Source organism: Kosakonia oryzendophytica (assembly GCF_027886705.1).
Classification (GTDB): domain Bacteria; phylum Pseudomonadota; class Gammaproteobacteria; order Enterobacterales; family Enterobacteriaceae; genus Kosakonia; species Kosakonia oryzendophytica.
The window spans coordinates 411,960-433,080 of the sequence record NZ_CP115659.1 but is presented as its reverse complement, the minus strand read 5'-3'; the positions used below and the strand labels follow the sequence as shown (position 1 = coordinate 433,080).

16 protein-coding genes are annotated in these 21,121 nt (G+C 54.9%); 10 read left to right on the top strand and 6 right to left on the bottom strand.

Annotated elements, in window-relative coordinates:
• Positions 1-30: 30 nt before the first annotated feature.
• The gene (envZ, locus tag O9K67_RS01970) at positions 31-1,383 is read right to left on the bottom strand and encodes a two-component system sensor histidine kinase EnvZ (protein ID WP_061492864.1); all 1,353 of its coding nucleotides are present in this window, start codon (positions 1,381-1,383) and stop codon (positions 31-33) included.
• A complete protein-coding gene (gene ompR / locus O9K67_RS01965; protein WP_001157751.1) occupies positions 1,380-2,099 on the bottom strand; it encodes an osmolarity response regulator transcription factor OmpR in 720 nt (239 codons plus the stop codon). Before ompR ends, envZ begins: the two co-directional genes overlap by 4 nt.
• 217 nt (positions 2,100-2,316) lie before the next feature.
• On the opposite strand from ompR, the gene greB reads away from it, so the two are divergent.
• The 5 genes from greB (at position 2,317) to feoC (ending at position 8,567) form a co-directional block, all read left to right on the top strand.
• Positions 2,317-2,790, top strand: coding sequence for a transcription elongation factor GreB (gene greB, locus O9K67_RS01960; RefSeq protein ID WP_061492863.1), 474 nt, complete (start codon positions 2,317-2,319; stop codon positions 2,788-2,790).
• 99 nt (positions 2,791-2,889) lie between these two features.
• On the top strand, positions 2,890-5,232 hold the full coding sequence (locus tag O9K67_RS01955; RefSeq protein ID WP_061492862.1) for a Tex family protein: 2,343 nt from the start codon (positions 2,890-2,892) through the stop codon (positions 5,230-5,232).
• 507 nt (positions 5,233-5,739) lie between these two features.
• Positions 5,740-5,967: a ferrous iron transporter A gene (gene feoA / locus O9K67_RS01950; RefSeq protein ID WP_017459530.1), complete on the top strand. Its 228-nt coding sequence runs from the start codon at positions 5,740-5,742 to the stop codon at positions 5,965-5,967.
• 30 nt (positions 5,968-5,997) lie between these two features.
• Positions 5,998-8,316 carry a Fe(2+) transporter permease subunit FeoB gene (feoB, locus tag O9K67_RS01945; RefSeq protein ID WP_061492861.1) on the top strand — a complete coding sequence of 773 codons (2,319 nt, stop codon included), beginning with the start codon at positions 5,998-6,000 and terminating at the stop codon, positions 8,314-8,316.
• Positions 8,317-8,327: 11 nt separating this feature from the next.
• A complete protein-coding gene (gene feoC / locus O9K67_RS01940; protein ID WP_061492860.1) occupies positions 8,328-8,567 on the top strand; it encodes a [Fe-S]-dependent transcriptional repressor FeoC in 240 nt (79 codons plus the stop codon).
• Positions 8,568-8,595: 28 nt separating this feature from the next.
• On the opposite strand, the gene bioH is transcribed toward feoC, so the two are convergent.
• Positions 8,596-9,366 carry a pimeloyl-ACP methyl ester esterase BioH gene (gene bioH, locus O9K67_RS01935; protein ID WP_061492859.1) on the bottom strand — a complete coding sequence of 257 codons (771 nt, stop codon included), beginning with the start codon at positions 9,364-9,366 and terminating at the stop codon, positions 8,596-8,598.
• 38 nt (positions 9,367-9,404) lie between these two features.
• Between bioH and gntX the strand changes: the two genes are divergently transcribed.
• The 3 genes from gntX to gntT all read left to right on the top strand — a co-directional run bounded on the left by gntX (position 9,405) and on the right by gntT (position 12,450).
• Complete coding sequence (gene gntX / locus O9K67_RS01930) at positions 9,405-10,088, top strand: DNA utilization protein GntX (RefSeq protein WP_061492858.1); 684 nt, start codon at positions 9,405-9,407, stop codon at positions 10,086-10,088.
• A gap of 58 nt (positions 10,089-10,146) precedes the next feature.
• On the top strand, positions 10,147-10,722 hold the full coding sequence (gene nfuA, locus O9K67_RS01925) for a Fe-S biogenesis protein NfuA (protein WP_061492857.1): 576 nt from the start codon (positions 10,147-10,149) through the stop codon (positions 10,720-10,722).
• A gap of 411 nt (positions 10,723-11,133) precedes the next feature.
• Entirely contained in the window at positions 11,134-12,450 is a 1,317-nt protein-coding gene (gene gntT, locus O9K67_RS01920) for a gluconate transporter (protein ID WP_061492856.1), read from the top strand.
• Between the two features lie 57 nt (positions 12,451-12,507).
• Here gntT and malQ read toward each other — a convergent pair whose 3' ends face one another.
• Complete coding sequence (gene malQ / locus O9K67_RS01915; protein ID WP_061492855.1) at positions 12,508-14,592, bottom strand: 4-alpha-glucanotransferase; 2,085 nt, start codon at positions 14,590-14,592, stop codon at positions 12,508-12,510.
• A 9-nt stretch (positions 14,593-14,601) separates the two neighbouring features.
• Positions 14,602-16,995: a maltodextrin phosphorylase gene (malP, locus tag O9K67_RS01910; RefSeq protein ID WP_061492854.1), complete on the bottom strand. Its 2,394-nt coding sequence runs from the start codon at positions 16,993-16,995 to the stop codon at positions 14,602-14,604.
• A gap of 109 nt (positions 16,996-17,104) precedes the next feature.
• Here malP and O9K67_RS01905 point away from each other — a divergent pair, with 109 nt between their 5' ends.
• Both O9K67_RS01905 and malT read left to right on the top strand, forming a co-directional pair.
• Positions 17,105-17,476: a hypothetical protein gene (locus O9K67_RS01905; protein WP_061492853.1), complete on the top strand. Its 372-nt coding sequence runs from the start codon at positions 17,105-17,107 to the stop codon at positions 17,474-17,476.
• 134 nt (positions 17,477-17,610) lie between these two features.
• On the top strand, positions 17,611-20,316 hold the full coding sequence (gene malT / locus O9K67_RS01900) for an HTH-type transcriptional regulator MalT (protein WP_061492852.1): 2,706 nt from the start codon (positions 17,611-17,613) through the stop codon (positions 20,314-20,316).
• Between the two features lie 33 nt (positions 20,317-20,349).
• On the opposite strand, the gene O9K67_RS01895 is transcribed toward malT, so the two are convergent.
• Positions 20,350-21,108, bottom strand: a complete 759-nt coding sequence (locus O9K67_RS01895; protein ID WP_061492851.1) for a DeoR/GlpR family transcriptional regulator — start codon at positions 21,106-21,108, stop codon at positions 20,350-20,352.
• Between the last annotated feature and the right edge of the window lie 13 nt (positions 21,109-21,121).

The following is a 21,121-nucleotide window of genomic DNA, read 5'->3' as shown; positions in this document are numbered from 1 at the left end:
ACAAAACCCGCCTACTGGCGGGTTTTTTATTCAGGCGTCTTTCGTTGGCCCGCTCACGCGAGCAACAGGAACAGGTAGCCAGGCGCGAATAGATAACCCGCCGCGCTCGCTGGTGCCCAGTTCCAGCAAACCGTTATGGTTATCGACAATACGCTGCACAATCGCCAGGCCAAGACCGGTGCCGCTGGTGCTACGGGCGCTATCGCCACGGACAAACGGCTGGAACAGATGCTTACGTTGCTCCGGCTTAATGCCCGGGCCGTCATCCTCCACCTGGAACCAGGCACGATTCAATTCGGTGCCGCTGCTGACTTTAATCCAGCCTTTGCCATAGCGTGCCGCATTCACCACCATGTTGGCGACTGCACGCTTAATCGAAAGCGGATGCATACGCACGAAGATCTCGCTGGCGTTTAATGCCGTCTCAATTTCCCGCTCATAGCCGCTTTCGGCTGCCACCACTTCGCCAAGCACCGCATTCAGTTCCGCCATTTCCATCGGCATCTCCTGACCGGTACGCAGATAATCAATAAACTGCTCGATAATGGCGTTGCACTCTTCAATGTCTTTATTAATCGACTCGGCAAGATAGCCATCTTCTTCCGCCATCATTTCCGTCGCCAGGCGGATACGCGTCAGTGGCGTGCGCAAATCATGGCTCACCCCGGCCATTAACAACGTGCGGTCATCCGCCAGTTGTTTCACCCCAGCGGCCATCTGGTTAAAGGCGCGAGTCACCGAACGCACTTCCGATGCGCCATATTCCCGCAACGGCGCCGGAATTTGCCCTTTCCCCACTTTGAGCGCGGCATGTTCCAGGTCAACAAGCGGTCGGTTCTGAATGCGGATAAACAGCCAGGCGCCGCCTATCGCCAGCAGCATAATCGCCAGCGTATAACGGAACAGCGGAGAGAAGTCGCCCTGGTGAATTTCGGTCAACGGCACACGCACCCAGATATTGGGCGACAGCCAGGTCTTTAGCCACACGACTGGCGAACTTTTGTTCACCTCGACGCGCACCTCAGTCGGCCCGCCAAGCTGCTGCGCCATCTGCTGACTTAAGAACTCATAATGCTGAGCCCAACGCAGACCTGCGTCTTCCGCGGCCTCGTTGGAGTAGAGCGAAATCCCTAATTCCCGGTAGATTTCGCGACGAAACGCCGGTGGCACCACCAGTTGCGTACCATCCTCCAGTTGCAGTTTATCGGTCATCAACATACGTACTTCGTAGGCGAGAACCTTATTAAACTGCTGGAGGCTGGGCAAAATGGCGAAGTTCAGCACCACCAGGTAAGTTGTCACCAGGCTGACGAACAGCAAGGTGACAATGAGCAACAACGTGCGGGCGAATGAACTGCGCGGTGAGAAGCGCACTCGCTTCATGCTTTAGAGCCATCCGGCACAAATACGTAGCCCAGACCCCACACGGTCTGAATATAACGTGGATGAGCAGGATCCTCTTCCACCATGCGGCGCAGACGGGAAATCTGCACATCAATAGAACGTTCCATCGCCGAATATTCACGACCGCGCGCGAGGTTCATCAGCTTATCGCGCGATAGCGGCTCACGCGGGTGACTGACCAGCGCTTTCAGCACCGCAAACTCACCGCTGGTCAGCGGCATCGGTTCATCTTCGCGGAACATTTCACGGGTACCGAGGTTCAGTTTGAATTTACCAAAGGCAATGACCGCTTCTTCCTGAGAGGGTGCTCCCGGCAGTTCATTCGCCTGGCGGCGCAGTACCGCGCGAATACGCGCCAGCAGTTCACGCGGGTTAAACGGTTTGGGAATGTAGTCGTCAGCGCCAATTTCCAGACCAACGATACGGTCCACCTCTTCCCCTTTCGCCGTCACCATAATGATCGGCATCGGGTTGCTCTGGCTGCGCAGACGGCGGCAGATAGAGAGGCCATCTTCGCCGGGCAGCATCAGATCCAGCACCATCAGATGGAAAGATTCACGGGTTAACAAACGATCCATTTGTTCAGCGTTAGCGACGCTACGAACCTGGAAGCCTTGCTCGGTAAGATAACGCTCAAGTAATGCGCGCAGACGCATGTCGTCATCCACTACCAGAATCTTATAATTCTCTTGCATTGTTTATACTCCCAAAGGTTCCGACAATTATGAATCCGTATTCTAAAAAAGTGCGCGTTCACGACCAGCTAAATCTGGTATACATTCTAGTCGAAATTGTTACAAAGCATATTTAACAGCAAGTTATATGCATATTTCATCACAGAAAGCATGATTAATCCGCACCTTAGACATAACGATTTGTAAAGCATGTGCGAGACAGAGAAAAGGCAATTGCATGAAAACGCCCCTGATCACCCGTGAAGGTTACGACAAACTGAAGCAGGAACTCGATTTTCTCTGGCGTGAGGAGCGCCCGGAAGTCACCAAAAAAGTGACCTGGGCCGCGAGCCTGGGCGACCGCAGCGAAAACGCCGACTACCAGTACAATAAAAAACGCCTGCGTGAGATAGACCGCCGGGTACGTTATCTCACCAAATGTCTGGAAAACCTGAAAATTGTTGATTATTCACCACAGCAGGAAGGCAAAGTGTTCTTTGGCGCCTGGGTGGAAATTGAAAACGATGAGGGCGCAACCCTGCGTTTTCGCATCGTGGGTTATGACGAGATCTTTGGTCGTAAAGATTACATCTCAATCGACTCGCCGATGGCGCGCGCCTTGCTGAAGAAAGAAGCGGGAGATGTCGCCGTGGTGCAGACACCGGGCGGCGAAGCGACCTGGTACGTTAACGAAATCGAGTATGTGAAATAACCCATCCGGAACAGTCCGAGAGCAACCCATAGCGGCTGGCAATTTTCAGCGCCAGTCCGTATAACTACACGCTGTTTTTATGCAGAAGATGATAAAGAAATGATGAATGATTCGCTCTGCCGCATTATTGCGGGTGAACTTCAGGCCCGGGCCGAACAGGTGGAATCCGCCGTTCGCCTGCTTGATGAAGGGAACACAGTGCCGTTTATCGCGCGCTATCGTAAAGAGGTCACCGGCGGTCTGGACGACACGCAACTGCGTCAGCTCGAAACCCGTCTTGTCTACCTGCGCGAACTGGAAGAACGCCGTCAGGCGATCCTCAAATCCATTGGCGAGCAGGGCAAACTCAGCGACGAACTGGCCAAAGCCATTAACGGTACGCTGAGCAAAACCGAACTCGAAGATCTCTACCTGCCATACAAACCTAAACGCCGCACCCGCGGGCAGATTGCCATTGAAGCCGGTCTGGAGCCGCTGGCCGATGCGTTATGGATCGATCCTTCACAGGATCCGGACACCTTAGCCGCGACCTTTGTCGACGCCGGGAAAGGCATCGCAGACAGCAAAGCCGCGCTGGATGGTGCACGTTATATCCTGATGGAACGCTTCGCCGAAGATGCCGCGCTGCTGGCAAAAGTGCGCGACTATCTGTGGAAAAACGCTCATCTGGTGTCGACTGTCGTCAGTGGCAAAGAGGAAGAAGGCGCGAAATTCCGCGACTACTTCGATCATCATGAACCGATTGCCACCACCCCGTCTCACCGTGCACTGGCCATGTTCCGTGGGCGCAACGAAGGCGTGCTTCAGCTCTCGCTGAATGCCGACCCGCAATTTGACGAGCCGCCAAAAGAGAGCCACTGCGAGCAGATCATTATCGATCATCTCGGCCTGCGTCTTAACAATGCCCCGGCAGATAGCTGGCGCAAAGGCGTGGTGAGCTGGACCTGGCGCATCAAAGTGTTAATGCATCTGGAAACCGAGCTGATGGGCACGGTGCGTGAACGCGCAGAAGATGAAGCGATTAACGTTTTTGCCCGCAACCTGCACGATCTGTTGATGGCCGCACCGGCAGGACTGCGCGCCACCATGGGACTAGATCCGGGTCTGCGTACCGGCGTAAAAGTCGCGGTCGTGGATGGCACCGGCAAACTGGTGGCGACCGACACCATTTATCCGCATACCGGCCAGGCTGCGAAAGCGGCGGTTGCCGTGGCGACACTGTGTGAGAAGCATAACGTTGAGCTGGTCGCCATCGGTAACGGCACCGCGTCCCGCGAAACAGAACGTTTCTATCTCGATGTGCAAAAACAGTTCCCGAAAGTCACTGCGCAAAAAGTGATCGTCAGTGAAGCAGGCGCATCGGTCTACTCCGCATCTGAGCTTGCAGCGCTGGAGTTCCCGGATCTCGACGTTTCCCTGCGCGGTGCAGTCTCTATTGCCCGCCGTTTACAGGATCCCCTGGCTGAGCTGGTGAAAATTGATCCCAAATCCATCGGCGTCGGCCAATATCAGCACGATGTCAGCCAGACGCAGTTAGCACGTAAGCTGGATGCGGTCGTCGAAGACTGCGTGAACGCAGTCGGCGTTGACCTGAATACCGCCTCTGTTCCGCTGCTAACACGCGTGGCGGGCCTGACCCGCATGATGGCGCAGAATATCGTCACCTGGCGTGATGAAAATGGTCAGTTCCAGAATCGCCAGCAGTTACTCAAAGTTAGCCGTCTTGGGCCGAAAGCCTTTGAACAGTGTGCAGGTTTCCTGCGTATCAACCACGGCGACAACCCGCTCGATGCCTCAACGGTCCACCCGGAAACGTACCCGGTGGTGGAGCGTATTCTGGCGGCAACCGCGCAATCCCTGCGCGATTTGATGGGCAACAGCAGCGAACTGCGCAAACTGAATGCCGCTGAATTTACCGATGAGCGCTTCGGTGTGCCAACGGTGACGGACATTATCAAAGAGCTGGAGAAACCGGGTCGCGACCCGCGTCCGGAGTTCAAAACCGCGACCTTTGCTGAAGGCGTTGAAACCCTCAACGACCTGCTGCCCGGCATGGTGCTGGAAGGTGCGGTCACCAACGTCACTAACTTCGGTGCGTTCGTTGACATCGGCGTGCATCAGGATGGCCTGGTCCATATCTCTTCGCTGGCGGACAAGTTCGTTGAAGATCCACATACGGTGGTCAAAGCAGGCGATATCGTCAAAGTGAAGGTGCTTGAAGTGGATCTCCCGCGCAAACGCATCGCGCTGACCATGCGTCTGGATGAGCAACCCGGCGACAGCACCACCCGTCGCGGTAATGGCAACAGCAACGGGGGCAACCGCGATGCAGGCCGCAACAATGCGCGCCCGGCGAAAGCCCCGCGCGGCCGCGATGCACAACCCAGCGGCAACAGCGCAATGATGGATGCGTTAGCGGCAGCAATGGGTAAGAAACGCTAAACGTCAACGATAGCCCTTCCGGAACAAGAGAAGGGCTATTTTTCCTCAAACTATTCGAAAATATAAGTATTGATCCGCACCGTTATTCGACGAAATAAAACTAACGCATTATTTTACATGCTAATTAGCGTTCAAAAATATTAATCAACCCTATCTATAATTAGCTCGCTTAATGCCCTGTATCTGCGCCTTATTTACGTTATCCACTTTCCATTCTTAATAAACGCTTAAGTCTGAAAAATGCCATTAACGATCTTTTTGTGTTTCTCTTTATCCAATGCAGCACGAAATGGATAACACAACAAAATGTTGAGCTACGTCAAAACAGGTCCAAATTAATATATTCGACTGCCTGCCAGCGCATTTTTATGATTGATGATAAAAACTATTCTCATTATCATTGTGCCATGTTGAGTATTTCTCTTTTTTCATTGGCCCTTTACCGGATGCCATGCGCCCGCACGACGCATGATAAATATTGGTTCACAGCGTACATAAGTAGGTTCTATGCAATTCTCTCCTGACAGCGCGTGGAAAATTACCGGCTTTTCACAAGAAATTAGCCCGGCATGGCGGCAAAAACTCCTCTCTTTAGGCATGTTGCCCGGTTCCTCTTTTAATGTGGTACGTGTGGCACCGTTAGGCGATCCCATTCATATCGAAACCCGACGCGTTAATTTGGTGTTACGAAAAAAAGATCTCGCCTTCCTTGAGCTGGAAGCAGTTTCACGTTAATGGTTCAGCCGTTACAGAGAGTTACGTAAAATGAAAAAAATAACCATTGGCTTAATTGGTAATCCTAATTCAGGCAAGACGACATTATTCAATCAGTTAACCGGTGCGCGCCAGCGTGTAGGTAACTGGGCTGGCGTTACCGTTGAACGCAAAGAGGGTTCATTCACCACCACAGATAAACAGGTTACGCTGGTCGACCTTCCTGGTACTTACTCCCTGACCACCATTTCTGCGCAAACCTCACTGGATGAACAGATTGCCTGCCACTACATTCTGAGCGGCGACGCAGACTTGCTGATTAACGTGGTAGATGCCTCCAACCTGGAGCGCAACCTCTACCTGACCTTACAACTGCTGGAACTCGGCATTCCCTGCATTATCGCGCTGAATATGCTTGATATCGCCGAAAAGCAGAAAGTACGCATTGATGTCGATGCCCTTGCTGCGCGCCTTGGTTGCCCGGTAATCCCACTGGTTTCCACACGGGGCCGCGGCATAGAAGCCCTTAAGCTGGCGATCGACCGTCATCAGGCTAACGACAGCGTTGAACTGGTGCATTACGCTCAACCACTCGCACGAGAAGCTGACGCGCTGGCGCATTTGATGGGTGACGAGACGCCGTGGCAGCAACGCCGTTGGATGGGGCTGCAAATGCTGGAGGGCGATATCTACAGCCGCGCCAATTCAGGCATCAGCGCCCAGCACCTGGATACCAGCCTGTCTCGTTTGCAGGCCGAAATGGATGACCCGGCACTGCATATTGCCGATGCACGTTATCAATCCATCGCCGCCATTTGCGACGCGGTGAGCAACACGCTGACTGCCGAGCCCAGCCAGTTCACGGCCGCGGTCGACCGCGTGATCCTGAACCGCTTTTTGGGCCTGCCTGTCTTCCTGTTCGTGATGTACCTGATGTTCCTGTTCGCCATTAATATCGGTGGCGCGTTCGCACCTATTTTTGATGCCGGTTCAGTGGCAGTTTTCGTGCATGGCATTCAGTGGCTGGGTTATACGCTGCACTTCCCGGCATGGCTAACCGTGTTCCTTGCTCAGGGGCTGGGCGGTGGGGTGAATACCGTACTGCCGCTGGTTCCCCAGCTTGGCATGATGTACCTGTTTATGTCTTTCCTAGAAGACTCCGGGTATATGGCGCGCGCCGCCTTTGTGATGGATCGCCTGATGCAATCGCTGGGATTGCCGGGTAAATCCTTTGTGCCGTTGATTGTGGGCTTTGGCTGCAACGTGCCATCGGTGATGGGTGCGCGTACGCTCGATGCACCGCGTGAACGGTTGATCACCATGATGATGGCGCCGTTTATGTCCTGCGGTGCGCGTCTGGCGATCTTTGCCGTCTTTGCTGCGGCTTTCTTTGGTCAGCAAGGCGCGGTGACGGTCTTCTCACTGTATGTGCTTGGCATTGTAATGGCTATTCTGACCGGGCTGATGCTGAAGTTCACTCTGCTGCGCGGTGAAGCGACTCCGTTCGTTATGGAGCTGCCGGTTTATCATGTACCTCACCTGAAAAGCCTGCTGCTGCAAACCTGGCAACGTCTGAAAGGTTTTGTTATCCGTGCCGGTAAAGTGATTATCGTGGTCAGTATTTTCCTGAGCGCGATGAACAGCTTCTCGCTGGATGGCCGCACCGTCGACAAAATCGACGAGTCGGCGTTGGCTTCCATTAGCCGCGTCTTCACTCCCCTGTTAGAGCCGATTGGCGTGCATGGCGATCACTGGCAAGCGACGGTCGGGCTGTTCACCGGCGCGATGGCAAAAGAAGTGGTGGTGGGTACGCTGAATACGCTCTACACCGCCGAAAATATTCAGGAAGCGGCGTTTAATCCGGCGGAATTCAGCCTGACGGGCGAGTTAGCGGCAGCGCTGAGTGAAACCTGGAAAAGCCTGCAAGACACGTTCAGTCTGAGCGTGCTGGCCAACCCGATTGAAGCCAGCAAAGGCGAGGGTGAGATGGCCACCGGTACAATGGGCGTGATGAGTGAGAAATTCGGCAGTGCGGCAGCCGCTTACAGCTACCTGATTTTTGTGTTGCTTTACGTTCCCTGCATCACGGCAATGGGCGCTATCGCCCGTGAATCCAGCCGTGGCTGGATGGGGTTCTCGGTATTATGGGGACTGAACATCGCCTACTCGCTGTCGACCCTGTTCTACCAGACGGTGACGTTTAACCAGCACCCGGTTTACAGTCTGACCTGCATTCTGGCGGTGCTCCTGTTCAACGTTGTGGTCATTGGCGCGCTGCGCCGTGCCAGAAGCCGGGTGAACGTCAACCTGCTGGCAACACGCAAAACCGTCGCCAGTTGCTGCGACAGCCCGGCGGGCGACTGCCACTAAGGAGCGACATGATGGCATCGTTAATTGACGTACGGGATTTACTGGCCTTGCGCGGGCGAATGGAAGCCAGCCAGCTCAGCGCGACACTGCACACGCCACGAGCGCTGATCGATGCCATGCTCGCGCGCATGGAGGCCATGGGCAAAGCGGTTCGCATTCAGGAAGAGGCTACCGGGTGTTTGACCGGTAGCTGTAAACACTGCCCGGACGGGAAAGACGCCTGCTCACGCGAGTGGTGGGCGTTGCGATAATGGCACCCTCTTCCCCGATGGGAGGAGCTTAAAGCCGCGATTTAAGCGCCACCAGCGTGTCACAAAAAGCATCAGGATGTGAGATAAACGGCGCATGCGCGGCTTTCGGGAAGATCACTGATTCACTCTCCGGCCACATCTCATCCAGCAGCGGGACGATTTTGCGCGGCACCAGCCCATCAAGCCGGCCATACAAACGCAAAAACGGCATGGACAGCCCCGTTAACGCCTCACGCAAATCCACCGTTTTCAGGATCTCCAGTCCACCATTCAACACCTCTGCCGATGGCATATCCAGCGACAGCACCGCGCTTTTCAGCAATCGGGCATCCTGCTTTGCCGTTTCCGTTCCCAGTGTTTGTAGCGCCAGAAAACGTTCGACGGTGCGCTGGAAATCTTCACTGAGTTGGTGCTGAAACCCCGCCAGCACATCGGGCTTGATCCCGGCCCAGTCATCCTGCGCGCTAAAACAGGGCGACGAGGCTACCGTGACCAGTGCATTAACGCGTTCAGGAGCCAGTAACGCAGCCTGGCTTGCCACCAGCCCGCCGAGACTCCAGCCAAGCCATACTGCTTTTTCCGGTGCCTGAGACAATATGAGGTCCGTCATTTGCCGCAGTGTTAACGCAGTAAAACCACGGCTCCTGCCGTAGCCCGGCAAATCCACCAGATGCAGGGTAAAGTGCGTACTCAATTCCGGGGTGATGCAATCCCAGACCTGCGCATTCAGTCCCCATCCGTGCAGCAGCACAAGATGACAATCTCCTTCGCCTTTGGTTTGCCACCAGATGTCACTCATCAGTTATCGTTCTCTTTTTTCACACAGGGAGGTGCAATATGCTAACAGCGCCGGGGTTATGCTGGCTATGCCGGATGCCGCTCGCATGCAGCCACTGGGGAATCTGTTCGTTGTGCGCGCGTGTCATCCTCAGGCGTGGCAGCGTTTGCCCTTTGTGCGGTTTACCTGCCGCCCGCGACGATATTCACTGTGGGCGTTGCCTGCAAAAACCGCCACCCTGGCAGCGGCTTATCGCCGTCAGTGATTATGCACCACCGCTCAGTACGCTACTGCATCAGTTTAAGTTTGCACCGCGTCCGGAAGCAGCTAATGCGCTGTCCCGGCTGCTGTTATTAGCCGTACGTACCGCGCACCCGACCCGGAATCCGGCAAAACCCGATATGATCCTCAGCGTGCCACTGCATACCCGTCGCCAGTGGCGCAGAGGCTTTAATCAAAGCGATCTGTTATGTCAGAAGCTGGCGCATTGGTTACAATGCAGCGCTCCACGCGCCGCGCTGCGCCGCCTGCGGGCAACGCCGGTTCAGCATCATCTCAGCGCTCGTTTGCGCAAACAGAACCTGAAAAACGCCTTCCGACTTGAATTGCCGGTCGCTGGTCTCCATATCGTCGTGGTGGATGATGTCGTCACGACCGGCAGTACTGTTGCAGAAATCACCCGCCTGCTTTTACGCAGCGGCGCAGCGACTGTTCAGGTATGGTGCCTGTGTCGAACCTTGTAGACCCTCGATGATGGGCGTATTATAACCAAGTAAAATAGTCAACTATTAGGCCATTGCTATGATCCGTATCTCCGACGCAGCCCAGGCGCATTTTGTTAAACTGCTGGCAAATCAGGAAGAAGGGACACAAATCCGCGTATTTGTGATTAACCCGGGTACGCCAAACGCCGAGTGCGGCGTCTCCTATTGCCCACCGGACGCGGTTGAAGCAAGCGACACCGCACTGAAATTTGAGCAGTTGATCGCCTACGTCGACGAACTGAGCGCGCCGTATCTGGAAGATGCGGAAATCGATTTTGTTACCGACCAGTTGGGTTCCCAGCTCACGCTGAAAGCGCCGAATGCAAAAATGCGTAAGGTCTCTGACGACGCCCCGCTGATGGAACGCGTGGAGTATCTGCTGCAGTCGCAAATTAATCCTCAACTCGCCGGCCACGGCGGCCGTGTATCGCTGATGGAAATCACCGATGAAGGCTACGCCATTTTGCAATTTGGCGGCGGCTGTAACGGTTGTTCTATGGTCGACGTCACGCTGAAAGAGGGGATCGAGAAGCAGCTGCTGACCGAATTCCCGGAACTGAAAGGCGTGCGCGATCTGACCGAGCACCAACGCGGCGAGCACTCCTACTACTAAGCCTTACTCCCGTTGTCGCATACAGGTCCGGTGGCGCTTCGCTTACCGGGTCTTGCGCCAGATGCCCGTCCCCCGCCATCTGGCGATGCCTCCCCGGTTAAGTCATATACCCCTCGCTGTTACCCGTATCCTTGTCATCACAGATCGCTTTTTCATTGTGGTTAGTTTACTCGCGTTAATATGACGGATGTCTCAGTTCTCACATTTAGATCCGCCTGGTGATTCTCTTCCCATAGATGTTACCCGTATCATTTCAGTCAGCACCCACAAGACAACAACATCCAGCTACAATTTTGAGTTATGGATGTAAGCCGTAACGGTGCGGCAGCCCGCTGTTTCGTACCCTGGAGCATTAAGGGACTGCCAAAAAAGAATGACGTTACCCATAACAAATTAAAGGCCAGGTAAATCATGCCATTAGTCATTGTCGCTATCGGTGTCGCCCTTTTATTGCTGTTAATGATCCGTTTTAAACTCAACGGGTTTATTGCCCTGATCCTGGTGGCGCTCGCCGTCGGGATGATGCAGGGCATGCCGTTGGACGCGGTGATCAAATCCATTAAAGCCGGAGTCGGTGGAACGCTGGGTAGTCTTGCGCTGATCATGGGCTTCGGCGCCATGCTGGGTAAACTGCTGGCGGATTGCGGCGGCGCGCAGCGCATTGCCACGACGCTCATTGAGAAATTCGGCCGTAAACACATTCAGTGGGCCGTGGTGTTAACCGGTTTTACCGTCGGTTTCGCCCTGTTCTATGAAGTGGGCTTTGTACTGTTGCTGCCGCTGGTGTTCACGATTGCCGCGTCTGCACGTATTCCGCTGCTCTATATCGGTGTGCCCATGGCCGCTGCGCTGTCCGTCACGCATGGTTTCCTGCCACCGCACCCAGGTCCGACCGCCATTGCCACCATTTTCCATGCGGACATGGGGAAAACCCTGCTTTACGGTACGCTGCTCGGTATCCCGACGGTGATCCTCGCAGGCCCGGTATATGCGCGCTTCCTGAAAAGCATTGATAAGCCGATTCCTGAAGGTCTGTACAACACCAAAACCTTTACCGAAGAAGAGATGCCAGGCTTTGGCGTCAGCGTCTGGACCTCTCTGGTACCGGTGATCCTGATGGCGTTGCGCGCGGTAGCGGAGATGGTGCTGCCGAAAGGTCACGCTATCCTTCCGTATGCCGAGTTCTTTGGCGACCCGGTGATGGCAACGATGATCGCCGTCCTGATTGCGGTCTTCACCTTTGGCCTGAACCGTGGTCGTTCAATGGACGACATTAACGACACCCTGACCAGCTCTATCAAAATCATCGCCATGATGCTGCTGATCATCGGCGGCGGCGGCGCGTTCAAGCAGGTTCTGGTCGATAGCGGCGTGGATAAATACATTGCCGCCATGATGCACTCCACCAACCTCTCTCCGCTGTTTATGGCGTGGTCTATCGCTGCCGTCCTGCGTATTGCGCTCGGATCTGCAACCGTGGCGGCGATCACCGCAGGCGGTATTGCCGCGCCGCTGATTGCCACCACCGGGGTAAGCCCGGAATTGATGGTGATTGCCGTGGGCTCCGGTAGCGTGATCTTCTCCCATGTGAACGATCCGGGTTTCTGGTTGTTCAAAGAGTATTTCAACCTGACTATCGGTGAGACCATGCGTTCCTGGTCCGCGCTGGAAACCATTATCTCCGTGTGCGGCCTGGTAGGATGCTTGCTGCTGGGAATGGTGGTCTGATAAAACGCAGGTCCCTCCTGACAAGATGAAAATGCCCGGTCTGACCGGGCATTTTTATTAGCGTTTACCTGCTGCTTTGCGGCGACGATCGAGATCCTTAATCAGGCGGTTAACCTTCTCATCGGCAAACATCTTCTCCAGCGTAACCGCCAGCTTACGCCGCCAGTTCTTATACTGATAACTGGTGCCCGGAATGTTTACCGGCCCTGGCATATCGAGCCAGTCTTCCGGCTGTAATCCCAGTAACGCGCTGTTGCTATCCGCGATAAAACGCTGCATCCCACGATTAAGGATCGCCGTCATCGGCATGCGTGAGGCATTATGCCCGGCACGTTTTGGCAGGCACCCGGACTGATGCAACGCATCCAGTAACCCCTGTTTTGCCCTTTCGCGATCCTGATACAGTCCACGCAATATCACTTCATCCGGGTAGAGCCCAAGGGTTTTGCCGAGGGTTAAATCGCCGCTCTCCCAGTATCCCCGTAACGTCGGCAGATCATGCGTGGTGGCGACCGCCATCGACTGTGGCGGATAGGCCTGCGGCGTACGGAAGGTCTTTTCATGATCGCTTTCAAAATAGAGCACCTTGTACGAGTAAACGCCGCAACTGCGCAGCTTACCGACAATCTCCACCGGCACCGTACCCAGATCCTCACCAATCACCATGCACTGATGACGCTGACTTTCCAGCGCCAGAATAGCGAGCAGATCATCGACCGGATACTGCACATACGCCCCGTGGTCAGCGGTTTCACCGTAAGGGATCCACCATAAGCGCAGCATCGACATCACATGATCAATACGCAGCGCGCCACAGCTTTTCATATTGGCGCGTAGCAGATCGATAAACGGCGCATAACCACGAGCCTGCATAACATGCGGATCCATCGGCGGCAGCCCCCAGTTTTGCCCCAGCGGCCCCAGAATATCCGGTGGCGCGCCAACGGAGGCTTTCAGGCAATACAACTCGCGATCGCACCAGGTTTCCGCACCGCCTTCCGCCACGCCTACCGCCAAATCACGGTACAGGCCAATCGGCATACCGTTGTTCTGACTTGTCGCCCAGCATTCGGCAAACTGCGTATACGCCAACCACTGAAGCCAGAGATAGAAATCCACCTCGTCGGCATGTTGCTGACAAAACGCTTTCACCTGCGGGCTTCGGATAGACTGATACCCTTCCGGCCATACGGGCCAGCCCCAGCGCAATTCATCCTCCTGCACCTGCCAGGCATGTAGCGCATCAAATGCCGCCTGCCAATACAGGCTTTCCCCCTCCTGCTGCACAAAATCCCGGAAGGCTAACGCTTGTTCGTCATCTGCGGCGCGCTGACGAAAGTGCTTCCATGCCATACGCAGCGCCGCCAGTTTCAACGCGGTCACCGTGGCGTAATCCACCCATTCGGCATCCCGCGCAGCACCTAGCGTTTGCTGCGTCGTGGGCAACGTCCACCATGCCTGCGCCTCTTCACTGTCGCGAAAGTCCGTCAGGGCATTAACATCGATATAGATAATATTCAGCCAGCGCCGGGATGACGGACTGTACGGACTGGCGCTCTCCGGGTTCGCCGGATAGAGCGCATGAATAGGGTTTAAACCTATAAACGCACCGCCGCGCTTTGCCACCTCGCCCAGCATCGCCTTCAGATCGCCAAAGTCGCCAATGCCCCAGTTATCCTGCGAACGCAGGGTGTAAAGCTGAACGCAAGCGCCCCACAGCTTTTTCCCCTCCAGCAATGCCTGCGGTTCGTAACAGCGTGCCGGAGCGATAATTAACCGGCACGGCCATTGCTGGCCTTTCTGCTCCAGCACCAGAGAGTGATAGCCGAGCGCCAGCCCGCCTGGCAACGCCAGGTTCGCACCGCCTCGCACCTCGCCTGTATGCTGTTTGCCCGCTTCCGTGGTCAGATGCCAGCGGAAATCGCCTTTGCCCTGCACCGGCAGTACCTTCTTTTTGCCGCGGATAAAAACCTGCACCGGTGGCACAGGTGAAACTGTGCCTGTCGCAGGAGCCGGATGCATGGCCTCCAGCAACCGCCGTTTGGTGAGCGCAGTAATGGACTGCGGTTTGCCGTGCGCATTGATGTAGTCAGGGCTGATCCCCGCCGCCAGCGCGGCATGCTCCAGACGTTTGCTTTCCATTGCGCTTCCTTAGCGTTTCGCCTGCCAGATACGGGTTTGATAATCACGAATCGAGCGATCGGAGCTGAACATACCGCAGCGGGCGGTATTGAGGATCGCAGCACGGCTCCAGGCCTCCTGATCGCGATACAGTGCATCGACACGTTTTTGCGCTGCCACATAGGCGCTGAAATCCGCCAGTACCAGGTACGGATCGCCGCCCTGTTTGCCAATGCTATGCAGCATTTGATCAAACGCATGCTTGTCGCCGCCGCTAAACTTCCCGCTCTCCAGCGCTTTCAGCACCGCATCCAGTTGCTTGTCTTTCTTGCGCCATTTCAGCGGATCGTAGCCTTTAGCTTTCAACGCTTTCACCTGCTCAACGGTATGGCCGAAGATAAAGATATTCTCTTCGCCAACCTGCTCGGCAATCTCGACATTCGCGCCGTCCAGCGTCCCCACGGTGAGCGCGCCATTCAGCGCCAGCTTCATATTGCCGGTGCCGGAGGCTTCCTTACCGGCGGTAGAAATCTGTTCGGAAACATCCGCCGCCGGGATCAGTTTTTCCGCTGCCGACACACAATAATCCGGCAGGAACACCACCTTCAGTTTGTCGCCCACCTTCGCGTCGTTGTTGATCACCTCCGCCACTTTGTTAATGGCATAGATAATGTTTTTCGCCAGGTAATAACCCGGCGCGGCTTTCGCGCCAAACAGGAATACGCGCGGCACACGGTCGGCCTTCGGGTTTTCGCGGATCTCGTTATACAGCGCAATGATATGCAACAGACCGAGATGCTGGCGTTTGTACTCGTGAAGGCGTTTGATCTGAATATCAAATAGCGCCTGTGGGTTGATCTCAATACCGGTACGGGCTTTGACAAAGGCCGCCAGACGGATCTTGTTCTGCTGTTTGATCTCGCGATATTGCTGGCGGAACGCCGCATCATCAGCGTATTTCTCCAGATTAATCAGCTGATCGAGATCGTTAGCCCACTCTTTTTTCAGCGTTTTATCCAGCAACGCTGCCAGCAAGGGGTTGCACTGCTTAATCCAACGGCGTGGGGTAATACCGTTGGTCACATTGTGGAATTTACCCGGCCATAACTGGTGGTATTCCGGGAACAGATCTTTGACGACCAGGTCCGAATGCAGCGCTGCGACCCCGTTTACCGCAAACCCCCCGACCACGCACAAATTCGCCATTCGCACCTGTTTGTGATGCACCACCGCCAGCTTAGCCCATACCGCCTTGTCGCCAGGCCAGGTCTTCTCGACCAGTACTTTAAACTTGTCGTTGATCTGCTTAATTATCTGCATATGGCGCGGCAGCAGCGCTTTTACCAGGGTTTCGTCCCAGCACTCCAGCGCTTCCGGCATCAAGGTATGGTTGGTGTAAGCAAAGGTCCGGCTGGTGATCGCCCAGGCCTCATCCCAGCTCAGTTGATGCTCATCAAGCAACACGCGCAGCAGTTCCGGGATGGCAATGGTCGGGTGAGTGTCGTTTAACTGGATAACTTCAAAATCCGGCAGCTGCGCCAGTTTGCGTCCTGCCAGATGGTGGCGGCGCAGAATATCAGCCACCGAACAGGCGCACTGAAAATATTGCTGCATCAGGCGCAGTTTTTTCCCGGCCTGGTGGTTGTCATTGGGGTACAGCACCTTGGTGAGTTTTTCTGCGTCAATGCCGGTTTGCTCGGCACGCAGGAAATCACCGTCGTTAAATTTGGTCAGATCAAACGGATGAGCATGCGTCGCCTGCCACAGACGCAGCGGCTGCGTCACACTGTTGCGATAGCCAATAACGGGCAGATCCCAGGCTTCGCCAACCAGGGTAAATGCCGGTTGCCACAGCCCCTCTTTGCTGACCTTACCGCCAATACCTACGTGCACGTCCAGCTGTTCGTTGTGGCTGAACCACGGGTAGCTGCGACGATGCCAGTCATCCGGCGCTTCATGTTGTTGGCCGTCGACAAAAGATTGACGGAACAGGCCATACTGGTAATTCAGCCCATAGCCTGTGGCGGATTGTCCCACCGTCGCCATTGAGTCCAGAAAACAAGCTGCCAGTCGCCCAAGCCCACCGTTGCCTAACGCCGGATCGATCTCCTCTTCCAGCAGATCGCTAAGATTTATCGCGTGCGTATCCAGCACCGCCGCCACATCCTGATACCACCCCAGATTAAGCAGATTGTTGCCCGTCAGGCGACCAATTAAAAACTCCATCGAGATGTAGTTAACATGGCGCTGCTTTTTCTCCGCTTTCGGCGCAGGCTGTGCTGCCAGCAGTTCCGCCAGCGCGCCGCTGACTGCGTGCCACCACTGACGGGTGGTCATTTCCGTTGCAGCCGCCAACCCCAAACGCTGCCACTGGCGAGTGAGGGCCGCTTCAAACTGCGCTTTATCAAACGTTGGCTTTGACATAAAGAATCCGGGTCCTTTTGTGAATTAAATCGACGTTAGCGCTAGTGTGCCAGGCTCAGTTTATGAGTTCCTCATCCTGCCTGGGATTAGCCGGGGAGGAGTAGCGGGGATGAGCGAAAATTGTGATCGCCGCCACTTAAAGGTAGCGTCTCTTTTGCACATTTTTCAAACAAAAAGCAGCAAAACGAGACGGAAAAATGCGCGCCGTTTTAACGAAGGGGAAAAAGGATATGAAATGTCGTTTCAGAAGAAATTGGTTTTGCTCATCTGTGAAAACCGGCAGATATTAAATTCATTTAAAATCTGGTTCGCACGATTTCGCTATTTGTGCGATTTAAGCCCGGCAGAGATAAATAGCTTTCCGGGACGCGGAACGTTAACAAACGCACCACGCGACAGACCGGGACAGCCCGCCAATTCTGACCCCACGACTTTTGTAACTATTGTTCTTAATTTATTCATTACGGAAATAAAAATGTGACATGGTGCAAATTCACAATCGTCAGATTTGGACATAACTTGCAATAAACTCACATCTGACCGACCTTATTAGTATTAATTACGAAGCGCAAAAAAAATCATCCCCCCAGTTTGCCTCACAGTGAAGTGATAACTATGTTGATTCCGTCAAAATTAAGTCGTCCGGTTCGTCTCGACCACACGGTGGTGCGTGAACGTTTGCTGGCGAAACTTTCCGGCGCCAACAATTATCGGCTTGTGCTGATCACAAGCCCTGCGGGTTACGGAAAAACAACGCTCATTTCCCAATGGGCGGCCGGTAAAAATGACATTGGCTGGTTCTCGCTGGACGAAGGAGATAACCAACAAGAACGTTTTGCCAGCTACTTTGTCGCCGCTATCCAGCAGGCGACAGGTGGTCACTGCGCAAGAAGCGAGGCGATGGCGCAAAAACGCCAGTACGCCAGCCTGGCCTCACTCTTTTCTCAACTGTTCGTGGAACTGACTGAATGGCAGCGGCCGTTGTATTTGGTGATTGACGATTACCATCTAATAACGAACCCGGTAATCCACGATGCCATGCGTTTCTTCCTGCGCCATCAACCGGAAAACCTGACGCTGTTTGTGCTATCACGCAACTTACCTCAGTTAGGCATTGCCAACCTGCGCGTGCGTGAACAGTTACTGGAAGTGGGCAGTCAGCAACTGGCCTTTACCCACCAGGAGGCCAAACAGTTTTTTGATTGTCGCCTGGCGTCACCTATCGAAGCCGCAGAAAGCGGCCGCCTGTGCGATGATGTCGCGGGCTGGGCCACCGCGCTCCAACTCATCGCGCTTTCCGCCCGGCAAAACCACAGTGCCCCACATCAGTCCGCGCGCCGTTTGTCAGGAATTAACGCCACCCATCTCTCCGACTACCTGGTGGATGAGGTGCTGGATAATGTTGATACCGATACCCGTAAGTTCCTGCTAAAAAGCGCGCTGCTACGCTCAATGAATGATGCCCTGATTGTCCGGGTGACCGGCGAAGAGAATGGGCAAATGCGCCTGGAGGAGATCGAACGCCAGGGGCTGTTCCTGCAACGTATGGATGATTCCGGCGAGTGGTTTAGTTATCACCCGCTGTTCGGCAGTTTCCTGCGCCAGCGCTGTCAATGGGAACTGGCGACCGAACTGCCGGATATCCACCGCGCAGCGGCGGAAAGCTGGATGGCGCAAGGCTTCCCAAGCGAAGCCATTCACCACGCACTGGCCGCTGGCGATGGCGTTATGCTGCGGGACATTCTGCTGCATCACGCCTGGGGACTCTTTAACCATAGCGAACTGAGCGTACTGGAAGAGTCGCTGAAAGCGCTGCCATGGGAAAGCCTGCTGGAGAACCCGCGTCTGGTGCTGTTACAGGCCTGGTTGATGCAGAGCCAGCATCGCTATGGTGAAGTGAATATGTTACTGGCCCGTGCTGAGCAAGAGATGACCACGCAGATGGACTCTTCATTGCACGGCGATTTCAATGCCCTGCGTGCTCAGGTCGCCATTAACCATGGCGATCCTGTTGAAGCGGAGCGGCTGGCAATGGTTGCGTTGGATGAGCTGCCGTTGGCGAACTACTACAGCCGTATTGTCGCCACCTCCGTGCATGGCGAAGTGTTGCACTGTAAAGGCGAGCTGACCAGTTCGCTGTCGGTGATGCAGCAAACCGAGCAGATGGCCCGCCGCCACGATGTCTGGCATTACGCGCTGTGGAGCCTGATCCAACAGAGCGAAATCCTCTTTGCGCAGGGCTTTTTGCAGGCCGCCTGGGAGATGCAGGAGAAAGGCTTTACGCTGATCCGCGAACAACACCTCGAACAACTGCCGATGCACGAATTCTTGTTACGCATTCGTGCGCAGCTTCTCTGGGCATGGGCGCGGCTGGATGAATCAGAAGCCGTGGCGCGTCAGGGGCTGGAAGTCCTGTCCGCATTGCAACCGCAACAGCAACTGCAATGCCTGGCGCTGGTGGTGCAAAATTCCCTGGCGCGCGGCGATCTGGATAATGCCCGCAGCCATCTGCACCGCCTGGAAAACCTGCTTGGCAACGGTCAGTACCACAGCGACTGGGTGTCGAACGCCGATAAAGTCCGGGTCATTTACTGGCAAATGACCAATGACAAGAAAGCCGCTGCGCAGTGGCTGCGCCAGACGCCAAAACCCGAGTTCGCCAATAACCATTTCCTGCAAAGCCAGTGGCGCAACATCGCCCGCGCACAGATCCTGTTGGGGGATTTCGACCCGGCGGAAATGGTGCTGGAAGAGCTGAATGAAAACGCGCGCAGCCTGCGACTGATGAGCGACGTCAACCGCAATCTGCTGTTGCTTAATCAACTTTACTGGCAAGCCGGGCGTAAAAACGATGCTCAGCGCGTACTGCTGGAGGCCTTGCAACTGGCTAACCGCACCGGGTTTATCAGCCACTTTGTGATTGAAGGCGAGGCGATGGCGCAGCAGTTGCGTCAGTTAATTCAGCTCAATACGCTGCCGGAGCTGGATCAGCACCGCGCCCAGCGTATTCTGCGCGAGATAAACCAGCACCACCGGCATAAATTCGCCCATTTCGATGAGAGTTTTGTTGAACGACTTCTGACCCACCCGGAAGTACCGGAACTGATCCGCACCAGTCCGTTAACCCAGCGTGAATGGCAGGTGCTTGGGCTTATCTACTCCGGTTACAGCAACGAACAGATTGCCGGGGAGCTGGCTGTCGCCGCGACCACCATCAAAACCCATATCCGCAATCTTTACCAAAAACTCGGCGTTGCTCACCGTCAGGATGCAGTCCAGCACGCGCAGCAGTTACTGAAAATCATGGGGTATGGCGTCTGACGGCGGCACGGTGCCGTCAGACATCGCACTCTGTCAGCACAGCTCAAGCTGAATATTGCTGTTAGTAATCACTTTCATCACGCCAGCAGGCGGCATGATATCGGTGTAGACCGCATCTACCATGCTGATGCTGCCCATATTGACCATCGCGTTGCGACCAAATTTCGAGTGATCGACCACCAGCATGACGTGGCGCGAATTTTCGATAATCGCGCGTTTGGTGCGCACTTCATGGTAATCAAATTCCAGCAGCGAACCATCGGCGTCAATGCCGCTGATGCCGAGGATGCCAAAATCGAGACGGAACTGAGAGATAAAATCGAGGGTCGCTTCCCCGACTATTCCGCCATCGCGGCTACGCAACTCCCCGCCCGCCAGAATGACGCGAAAATCATCTTTCTTCATTAAGGTATTGGCGACATTCAGGTTGTTGGTCACCACGCGCAAGTCGCTGTGATCGAGTAACGCATGGGCTACCGCTTCCGGCGTGGTGCCGATATCAATAAACAGCGTTGCGCCGTTGGGGATTTGCTCCGCGACTTTGCGCGCAATACGCTCTTTTTCTGCGGTCTGCGTCGATTTACGATCGTGCCAGGGGGTATTCACCGAACTGGACGGCAACGCCGCACCGCCATGATGACGTAAAATTTTATTTTGATCGGCCAGGTCGTTCAGATCGCGACGAATAGTCTGCGGGCTAACGGAAAATTGTTCGACCAGCTCTTCGGTACTGACATATCCCTGTTGTTTAACCAGTTCAATAATCGCGTCATGACGCTGTGTTTGTTTCATGAATTGTCCCTGA

Excerpts from the sequence above, each read along its gene's own strand:
- nfuA (WP_061492857.1), top strand. The coding sequence starts at position 10,147 with ATGATCCGTATCTCCGACGCAGCCCAGGCGCATTTTGTTAAACTGCTG.
- O9K67_RS01905 (WP_061492853.1), top strand. The coding sequence starts at position 17,105 with ATGAGCGAAAATTGTGATCGCCGCCACTTAAAGGTAGCGTCTCTTTTG.
- greB (WP_061492863.1), top strand. The coding sequence starts at position 2,317 with ATGAAAACGCCCCTGATCACCCGTGAAGGTTACGACAAACTGAAGCAG.
- malQ (WP_061492855.1), bottom strand. The coding sequence starts at position 14,592 with ATGGAAAGCAAACGTCTGGAGCATGCCGCGCTGGCGGCGGGGATCAGC.
- O9K67_RS01895 (WP_061492851.1), bottom strand. The coding sequence starts at position 21,108 with ATGAAACAAACACAGCGTCATGACGCGATTATTGAACTGGTTAAACAA.
- feoC (WP_061492860.1), top strand. The coding sequence starts at position 8,328 with ATGGCATCGTTAATTGACGTACGGGATTTACTGGCCTTGCGCGGGCGA.
- gntX (WP_061492858.1), top strand. The coding sequence starts at position 9,405 with ATGCTAACAGCGCCGGGGTTATGCTGGCTATGCCGGATGCCGCTCGCA.
- ompR (WP_001157751.1), bottom strand. The coding sequence starts at position 2,099 with ATGCAAGAGAATTATAAGATTCTGGTAGTGGATGACGACATGCGTCTG.
- feoA (WP_017459530.1), top strand. The coding sequence starts at position 5,740 with ATGCAATTCTCTCCTGACAGCGCGTGGAAAATTACCGGCTTTTCACAA.
- bioH (WP_061492859.1), bottom strand. The coding sequence starts at position 9,366 with ATGAGTGACATCTGGTGGCAAACCAAAGGCGAAGGAGATTGTCATCTT.
- malP (WP_061492854.1), bottom strand. The coding sequence starts at position 16,995 with ATGTCAAAGCCAACGTTTGATAAAGCGCAGTTTGAAGCGGCCCTCACT.
- feoB (WP_061492861.1), top strand. The coding sequence starts at position 5,998 with ATGAAAAAAATAACCATTGGCTTAATTGGTAATCCTAATTCAGGCAAG.
- O9K67_RS01955 (WP_061492862.1), top strand. The coding sequence starts at position 2,890 with ATGATGAATGATTCGCTCTGCCGCATTATTGCGGGTGAACTTCAGGCC.
- gntT (WP_061492856.1), top strand. The coding sequence starts at position 11,134 with ATGCCATTAGTCATTGTCGCTATCGGTGTCGCCCTTTTATTGCTGTTA.
- envZ (WP_061492864.1), bottom strand. The coding sequence starts at position 1,383 with ATGAAGCGAGTGCGCTTCTCACCGCGCAGTTCATTCGCCCGCACGTTG.
- malT (WP_061492852.1), top strand. The coding sequence starts at position 17,611 with ATGTTGATTCCGTCAAAATTAAGTCGTCCGGTTCGTCTCGACCACACG.